Consider the following 5,980-nt stretch of genomic DNA (forward strand, 5'->3'; position numbering starts at 1 on the left):
CAAGCTCGGAAAGTAGATTTGGGCCCGATCCGCTGATCACCATACCGGCCAGCGGCTTATGGAAGTGCCGCACAAAAAGGCCTGACAGAAGACCGCACTCGATCACATGTTCAAAAGGCCAAAAACTGCTTGCACTACGGGCGGCAACCACAGAAGAAATGCCACTTTGCGCTGCCACACGACGCGACGACCAGCCCCGATCCGACCGGCTGATCCGGTTGCAATATCAGATCGGGGCGGGTGAGAAATACCGCTTCGGCTTTAGCTTCAGTTTCAATTGTGCGGTAGATGTTCCAGGCGGCTTTAGCTGCACGGTTGAAACCAGGATCTCACAATGCTGCCGCTGGGTGACGTCGATGTCGCCGCCCTCTCGCCGTAATGCGCGGCATGATCCTGGCCCTATCCTATGCCGACACTCAAGCCGGCATCGGCTTGACAGCCACAGGCGCCATGAACCGCAAGTTCGTGCACTGGGCCGTGGCTCACTTCCATTGGCTCGGCTACACATCCGAAGACCTGTACAGCATGAATAAGGTCCTCAATGAATCCGACATGCCACCGCCTTGGGCGGTGCGCGACATGCTCAGCCACCTCAAACTTCTTCGCCGAAAAAAAAGACAGGCTGCTGTCGACCAAACGTGGTCGGGACTCCCTGACAAGGCCGAAAGCCTACTTTGATCTGATCACGAGCGCGAACTGAATAAAGTTCCAGGTCGCCGCGACATGAGAGGATCGATGCAGCAATACTTGAGGGCGTCAAGCCAGACCAGGATTTCGAGAAGATCATCGATCGCAGCAACGAGATCGGCAAGGGCGGCGGCCGGCGCGTTTTCGACGTGATTGGTGACGATTCAGTAATCAAGGAGATCATCGTTCCCACCCCCCCGCCGCCAACTTCACGGAGTGGTCGGTCTGGGTCGCTCTCAAGACTATGCGGGAGGATATCATTGGCAACGAACGCAACATCGAACTGAAGGAACAATTCGCGGAGATTTTCGCGATAAGCGAGACCGGCCGCTTCCTTCTCATGGAGCGTCTGAGCAAGCCATTCCCAAGCTGCTTGAAGGTTGGCTCAACGACCAAAAGCTCAGCGCGTTCGGTAAGACCGCGGCGACGGAGACGTCCGCTTCTGCTTAGGCGGCGGATGTGTTGCTCAGCGGTTCAACGCGGTTGCCGTATTTGCGCCTGTAGGCGGAGATGAAATCCTCGTCGCTACAGATGCAGCGGCCGCTCAAATCTTTCGCTTTCGGGTCATGCAGGTGACCTCCAAGGGGGCGCAGAAGATTCACGCGAGTGCTTGTTGTTGGACTGGTCGGAAAACCCGCACTATGTTTGACCAACTCCGCAGCCAGCATGATCCCGGCAAGCGCTGACTGAAAGGCCATCGGAACCACGGTTCGGACTTGACGACTTCCATCGCTCAGCTGGAATACAAGACCGCCGCAGATAGCCTGTTGATAAAAAGAGCGCAGCGGCTGGCCAACAAACGGGGCTAGCGATTCAAAAGGCACAGCCATCGCCGTAGCCACCCGAACTACAAAATCGTTGGGAACTCCGGCATTGGTCTGCAGGAGCGTCTTCACCAGCTCGTGTTCGTCCGGTATTCCGAATTCCTCGGCAATCAGCTGGTGCTCGTCCTTGGATTTTCCGGTCGGCATGTACATGCAACTAAGACATGCCTGACCGTCGTCGAAGCCATGCCGCGAGATCCCGAGATCGTGCTCCTGCGTCCAGGCATTCGCGATCCATCGAGGCAGAGCACCTTGGACAGCGAGACGGTCGGCGGCTGTGTCCAGCGCCACACCCACTCGGTCGAAAACCCAGTCGCCCCGGCGCGTAACATATTCCGCCCACGTCAGCGGGTGCGCCTCGACCTCGAAAGCGGTCGATCGAAGGGCGGTGCTTGCAAGCTCCGCCTTGGACATGCCGATCTCCGCTTGGCCTGCCAGGACGTAGCGCTGCAGGTTTGAGAGTTCGACCGCTTCGTGATCGATGATATGCAGGCGACCTGAGAGGCCGGATTGTTTCGCCAGGGCCCAAAGCGCGCCATGGCCTATCGCGCCGAGCCCAACCAGATGCGTTTCGCCTAGGTCGGCAGCGAGGTCAATCGGACCAGCATCGCCGGCTTCAGCCTTGTTATAGCTGTATAACGAGAGGTCAATGGCCTCGTCCAACTCGGCGCCGGTCAACTGGGCGGCGAAGATGGTTCGAAACACGTTGGCGGCGCCGAAGCAACTGGCGACGCCCGCTCCAAAAGGCAGCAAACTCGAGCCAGAGCCCACCGGGCTCGTACGCGACAGTTTTGCCGCCCAACCGTCCGATCCGATGAAAAAGGTCGGGCATCGGAGTGATGGGCTCGTCGCTCCTGCAACGAGGCAGACCGTGGCGAACTTGCCGGAACGCCGGATGCCGACTTTTGGATTGATCGACTTTGCCAAGCGCTCCAGCGCCTGGGCTTGAGAGCTCGCCGCACTAGCCAAGGGGAGTATCGCCAGAACCGGATACAGTCTTGCAAGCAACCTCACAGCAAGATCTAGCGTCGCCTGGCCTTCGGCGCACGAAGCGGCCTGATCGTCGAAGGCGACGGCCACGACCTGCTTTTCAAGAGCCGCTTTGAACTCGCCCAGATGAAAATCGGCCAGGACCTGAGATGCCGCCGTAGCAGCGCGATCGATGAAATTAGCAAAGGCCATCGTTAACTCGTTATCGTGATCATTCGCGTCAGTGCCGCGGACGGGACCTCATTCCAGTTCGCCTTCGCGTCAAGTCGATAAGCGGCCACGGAGCAAGGTCGAAAGGCTCGCAGGCAAAATTCGGCACTACCAGCGACAGGCACCCAACCGTGGTAGCGACCGCGTAGGCGTCATCGGTCGTCGAATGATAGGCGTGGCCCGGATGACTATGGATCTGCGCCAGAAGCGTCAGGCCACGTTTGTAGAGCCAGACATTGAGGCGGTGCAGTTCTTTGGCAGGCACCATCACACAGACGCCGTCGCTCGTTCGGATGTGACGCTGCGCCGGAATAACCGTTTCTGTCACCGTAAAGTGCTGGTCTTGCCGGACGCCGACCCAGAGCGCCATTCCTTCATGGCCCTGCTGTCCAACCGATCGCAGATGGGCTTGTACAGTGGACACGCAGTCTTGGGGGAGGGCGACGGTTCTGACATCCTCTAACGCGGTCATTCTGGAATGGCCCGAGGTGGCACCTGCAGTCCTCCCACCGCGATTTGAACCTGAATCTGCAGCTGCTCCACCGGGCCGGTTCCGTACTTGATGATCTTGTCCAGGATGAAGGCCAAACGGCCTTCGCCAGAACCTCGATGAAGTAGCCATGGGTCACCTGAATGGGCTGGATTATCGTGGTATTCCCGGACTCCCGCCATGCACAGGAATGGTTCGTCCTCGAGACTGTTGGCCTGGATAAAATCCGTCACGGTGTTCGGCTGGATGAGATCCGGTGGGGTCCCGGGCAGACGCCTCAGCATATTCAGGGGGAGATCCTTCCGGGCAATCGGCTGGCGGGTAAATGGATCGACGAAGACCACGGACAATGGTCTTAAATCGAAGTTGGTGAAGTCGATCTCGATGGCTGCGCCGATAACGCGCGGTTTCAACTTCGGGCTTGCAAATATGAAGAAAGCGATCGGAAAGCTCGCCTCGACCAGGAAGCAGCCTTGAGTCCGATAGGCATCTGCATATGGCCGGAACCGGCCGATCTCCCGATCAAACTTCGCTCGCGAGACCTCCGGCTCCACAGTCTGGAGTTCAGGCACCTGCGACACCCGCCTTCAGGCTGAGGAACAGGGTTACAGTATTCGCGAAGCCGAAATCGCCAATTTTCTTGTCGACGTCGAGCAAGTTGCCGGCCTCGTCCTTAAACTCCCAGTTTTCGGCAGGTTGAGCCACGTTCTGCGTGGCCTCAAGGGCTTTGGTGCCAACGACGTGAAGCGGCTGGTTGGGATTGGCTTCGACCTGCGTGGGCTGGCCGTTCACCACAACGATGATATCGATTTTCCCTGGGCCGCCACCGTGATTATCGCCCTTACCCGGATCCTTCGACATTGTTATACTCCTGTGGCTTGCCAACCCGCCCCAAGGCACCAGTGCCGACCTAGTGGTGAGCAGACTGGCGGTCTTCGATCTCCACTCGGCGCCACGGACCGCGAGTGCTCGAAAGACAGGGGATAAGCTACCGAATCGGTGCTGGACTTCTTTTAAGCGGTACTTGCTCGGCAAGTAAACCGGTCGACACTGCTTATCACAACTATAATCGATTAGAGTATTGCGAAAGTATTCGCGATGTCATCATGTGCCTCGCAGTCGCCAGGTCGAATGGCCTCCTGCAACCCATGGGCGCTCACCGGGCGATCGCCGTGCGCCTGCTAAACGAACGACTGATCTGGGCGTATCCTATCGTCGGCATCCCGTCGGCGGAAACCCTCAACGACGTCGCGACCAAGGCCAAGAAGGCGGAGCGGGGCGAGGTTCCGGTGCTGGTTTACGACTACATCGGAATCCGCGATAGTTGGATGGCGCATCTGGCGTGGCTGGACGCACAGATCAAAGCGGTCAAGACTATCCGGGTATCCGAGGCCGGATGGGCCTTGGCAGGGATGGATGAGTGATGGGCGAAGCGATCTTCTTATCGGCGGGAGTTCCCGATCCACGGCGTGGTCCGGAATTCGCCGCGACTGCGGATACGGTCGCCATAACGGCCGCTGTCTCCGCGCTTGCATACGTGGCCCTGGGGCGCAGGCGCCTGATCTGGGGCGGACATCCGGCCATCACTCCAATGATCCTCGTCATGTCCGAAGGCATGGGCGTCGACTACGCGGAGTGGGTCACCCTCGATCAGTCGGAATTCTTCAAGGACGAGTTTCCTGAAGACAATGAACGTTTTCGTAACGTCGTGCTGACCGCCGTCGGTCGGACGGCGGCAACGTCCCTCGGAGGTAATTCGTATCTGGTCCTGTTGTGCCGTTGCGGTGCGGATATCTGCACCTCGAAAGAGATGGCCGAGATCTTGCAGTGAGTTTTGACTTGCCCAATTTATCATCAATTGATAAATTTTGATAAATTGAGAGGTACGGTCATGCCAGCGAGTTACAGCATTGGATCTCACTATGAAGCTCTCGTGCAAGAGCTTGTCAAAAGCGGTCGCTATGCCAGCGCGAGCGAGGTCGTGCGTGATAGCCTGCGCATGCTTGAGGAACGCGAAGAGCAGCGGGCTGCAAAGTTGACGGCGCTGCGTGATGATATTCGCCAGGGTGTCGAGAGTGGCGACGGACTCCCGGCTGCATCAGTACTTGATCGCCTCGAAGCAAAATACCGCAAGTAATGGATATCGTGTTCGCTCCTGCGGCGGCGCAGGATATTGAGGAAATTGGCGACTATATCTACGCGGAGAATCCGCCAGCGGCGATCCGGTTCATTATGGGGTTGAGAAGCCGTTGCAGCCGTATTGCTGACGCGCCGAACGGTGGTGCGCCGCGCTTCTCGCTTTGGCCGGGCCTGCGATCGGTCGGCTTTCGACCCTATATCATTTTCTACACTGTTCATGACGATAGCGTCCGTATCGAGAGGGTTTTGCATGGCGCTCGCGATATAGAAGCTATCCTTGGAGACGATTAGCGGCACGTTGCCTCTCGCGGCAGGCGGTACCTGGCTACCCCTGATCGATGAGGGATGCCGTCCGAGTTTCTCGGCAATCACGTCGCTGATTCCGGCCGTACGCCGGCAAGCAATCTTGCGGCGTTCATCCATATCGATTTGGGAGTAGGTGCGCTTCATGTCACGTTCCTTGCAAGCGATAAACCGTTGTTATCTATTGCAAGTCGCACTTCATCCTTGAATACACCGGCTACAGGAGATGTGGCGGCCAGGTTGAAATGTCCGCTGTTGCGCAAAGTAGATGGGGTGGTTGCCGCCCTCTCCAGGTGGCATTGTTATGCGCCATGATTTTAGTGCGTGTTTGGACCAC

General features: G+C 57.9%; 8 protein-coding genes and 2 pseudogenes. 5 read left to right on the top strand and 5 right to left on the bottom strand.

Annotated elements, in window-relative coordinates:
- Nucleotides 1-334: 334 nt before the first annotated feature.
- Nucleotides 335-691 (top strand): annotated as a pseudogene (locus BN77_RS31200) (hypothetical protein); the annotation flags it as partial.
- A gap of 442 nt (nt 692-1,133) precedes the next feature.
- On the opposite strand, the gene BN77_RS31205 reads toward BN77_RS31200, so the two are convergent.
- From BN77_RS31205 to BN77_RS31220, 4 genes are read right to left on the bottom strand one after another with little or no spacing between them, the layout of a single operon-like run.
- A complete protein-coding gene (locus BN77_RS31205; RefSeq protein WP_007539861.1) occupies nt 1,134-2,693 on the bottom strand; it encodes an E2 ligase fold family C protein in 1,560 nt (519 codons plus the stop codon).
- A gap of 28 nt (nt 2,694-2,721) precedes the next feature.
- A complete protein-coding gene (locus BN77_RS31210) occupies nt 2,722-3,135 on the bottom strand; it encodes a Mov34/MPN/PAD-1 family protein (RefSeq protein ID WP_244426300.1) in 414 nt (137 codons plus the stop codon).
- A gap of 44 nt (nt 3,136-3,179) precedes the next feature.
- On the bottom strand, nt 3,180-3,773 hold the full coding sequence (locus tag BN77_RS31215; protein WP_007539866.1) for a putative metal-binding protein: 594 nt from the start codon (nt 3,771-3,773) through the stop codon (nt 3,180-3,182).
- Nucleotides 3,766-4,062, bottom strand: a complete 297-nt coding sequence (locus tag BN77_RS31220) for a DUF2604 domain-containing protein (protein WP_007539868.1) — start codon at nt 4,060-4,062, stop codon at nt 3,766-3,768. The genes BN77_RS31215 and BN77_RS31220 overlap by 8 nt, the downstream gene beginning before the upstream one ends.
- Before the next feature lie 245 nt (nt 4,063-4,307).
- Here BN77_RS31220 and BN77_RS31225 point away from each other — a divergent pair, with 245 nt between their 5' ends.
- From BN77_RS31225 to BN77_RS31240, 4 genes are read left to right on the top strand one after another with little or no spacing between them, the layout of a single operon-like run.
- Nucleotides 4,308-4,625, top strand: coding sequence for a hypothetical protein (locus tag BN77_RS31225; protein WP_208856495.1), 318 nt, complete (start codon nt 4,308-4,310; stop codon nt 4,623-4,625).
- Nucleotides 4,625-5,032 carry an SLOG domain-containing protein gene (locus BN77_RS31230; protein ID WP_007539872.1) on the top strand — a complete coding sequence of 136 codons (408 nt, stop codon included), beginning with the start codon at nt 4,625-4,627 and terminating at the stop codon, nt 5,030-5,032. Before BN77_RS31225 ends, BN77_RS31230 begins: the two co-directional genes overlap by 1 nt.
- 60 nt (nt 5,033-5,092) lie before the next feature.
- The gene (locus tag BN77_RS31235; RefSeq protein WP_007539874.1) at nt 5,093-5,338 is read left to right on the top strand and encodes a type II toxin-antitoxin system ParD family antitoxin; all 246 of its coding nucleotides are present in this window, start codon (nt 5,093-5,095) and stop codon (nt 5,336-5,338) included.
- A complete protein-coding gene (locus BN77_RS31240) occupies nt 5,338-5,631 on the top strand; it encodes a type II toxin-antitoxin system RelE/ParE family toxin (RefSeq protein ID WP_007539876.1) in 294 nt (97 codons plus the stop codon). Before BN77_RS31235 ends, BN77_RS31240 begins: the two co-directional genes overlap by 1 nt.
- Nucleotides 5,632-5,673: 42 nt before the next feature.
- Here the strand turns inward: BN77_RS31240 and BN77_RS35480 are convergent.
- Nucleotides 5,674-5,790, bottom strand: a pseudogene (locus BN77_RS35480) (IS30 family transposase); the annotation flags it as partial.
- Nucleotides 5,791-5,980 lie beyond the last annotated feature (190 nt).

The organism is Rhizobium mesoamericanum STM3625 (assembly GCF_000312665.1).
GTDB classification, from domain to species: Bacteria; Pseudomonadota; Alphaproteobacteria; order Rhizobiales; family Rhizobiaceae; genus Rhizobium; species Rhizobium mesoamericanum.

Coding starts and splice junctions, on each gene's coding strand:
- BN77_RS31205 (WP_007539861.1), bottom strand. CDS start 2,693: ATGGCCTTTGCTAATTTCATCGATCGCGCTGCTACGGCGGCATCTCAG.
- BN77_RS31230 (WP_007539872.1), top strand. CDS start 4,625: ATGGGCGAAGCGATCTTCTTATCGGCGGGAGTTCCCGATCCACGGCGT.
- BN77_RS31220 (WP_007539868.1), bottom strand. CDS start 4,062: ATGTCGAAGGATCCGGGTAAGGGCGATAATCACGGTGGCGGCCCAGGG.
- BN77_RS31225 (WP_208856495.1), top strand. CDS start 4,308: ATGTGCCTCGCAGTCGCCAGGTCGAATGGCCTCCTGCAACCCATGGGC.
- BN77_RS31240 (WP_007539876.1), top strand. CDS start 5,338: ATGGATATCGTGTTCGCTCCTGCGGCGGCGCAGGATATTGAGGAAATT.
- BN77_RS31235 (WP_007539874.1), top strand. CDS start 5,093: ATGCCAGCGAGTTACAGCATTGGATCTCACTATGAAGCTCTCGTGCAA.